This is a genomic window from Streptomyces sp. NPDC059037 (assembly GCF_042740015.1).
Lineage (GTDB): Bacteria > Actinomycetota > Actinomycetes > Streptomycetales > Streptomycetaceae > Streptomyces.
The window spans coordinates 1-1,233 of the sequence record NZ_JBHYIG010000535.1 but is presented as its reverse complement, the minus strand read 5'-3'; the positions used below and the strand labels follow the sequence as shown (position 1 = coordinate 1,233).

1 pseudogene is annotated in these 1,233 nt (G+C 69.5%); it reads left to right on the top strand.

The annotated features are described in order from the left end of the window. Nucleotides 1-275 precede the first annotated feature (275 nt). Nucleotides 276-1,079: pseudogene (locus ACFWY6_RS45475) on the top strand (glycoside hydrolase family 16 protein); the annotation flags it as partial. Nucleotides 1,080-1,233 lie beyond the last annotated feature (154 nt).

Below are 1,233 nucleotides of genomic sequence, written 5' to 3'. Positions count from 1 at the left end.
ATTCTGGCAGCGCGTGGGGTAACCTTACATTTGGTAACCGCCCGGTTGGTGTCGTTGGGCCTCAACTCCCCCCACCGGCGGGTGGGGTGAGCGCTCCGGGCATTCCGAAAGGAACCAGGTCGATGAACCGACACCGCTTCAGAGTGACCTCCCGGCCGCTGACAACCGTCGCGGTCGCGACGGCGATTGCGGCCGCCGCCGGCCTCGGTCTGGCGGGGCCCGCCGCGCTGCCCGCCTCCGCCGCTCCGGACGGCACCGCCCCGACGGCCGCCGCCGCGACGCTCTTCGACGACTTCGCCTACGCCGGGCACACCGACCCGAAGATCTCCGAGCACGGCTGGAGCATCCGCTCCAACGCGGGCGGCCCCGGCGTGCCCGGCGCCACCTGGGCGCCCGAGAACATCACCTTCCGCGCCGCGGACGGCAACTCCGTGATGAACCTGGAGACTTCGACCGCCGGCACAGGGGAGTCGACGAAGCAGACCGAGATTCTCACCAAGGCGGTCAAGTTCAGGAACGGCACCTACGCGGCCCGCGTGAAATACGCCGACGCACCGAAGTCCGGCCCCGACGGGGACCACCTCGTCCAGGCGTTCTTCTCCATCAACGACCTCAAGTCCCCGATGGCCGACGACTACTCCGAGTACGACTTCGAGTATCTGCCCAACGGAGGCTGGGGCGAGCCCGCCGACATCCTCTATGCCACTTCCTGGGCGACCTTCAATCCCGAACCGTGGGAAGCCGTCAACCAGCACACCGAGGTGCGGCAGAGCTACGAGGGCTGGCACGACGTCGTGTTCACCATCGACGACAGCGCCATCAAGTACTACGTCGACGGGCAGCTGTTCGGCACGCACGATGCCAAGTACCTGCCGGAACGGCCCATGTCCATCAACTTCAACCAGTGGCTCATCGACCTCGCGGGACAGTCGAGCACCACGCCCCGCGCCTACGACCAGCAGGTCGACTACGTCCTGCACGTCAAGGACGAGGTTCTGACGCCGGACCAGGTGAAGGAGCGGGTCGGCGCCTATCGCGGCGCGGGCACGACGTTCGAGGACACGGTCCCCGGCGGCTGATACGGCACGGGTCACATCGGGGGGCCCGTCAGGGGGGGGGCGGGCGGGCCCGCCACCGCCGCGCTGCCGGGGGCCCGCCCCGACGGGCCACACCCGAGGCCGATCACCACAATAACCCCCCCGGAGCACGCTCGCGGCCCCCCCCCGCGCCGCG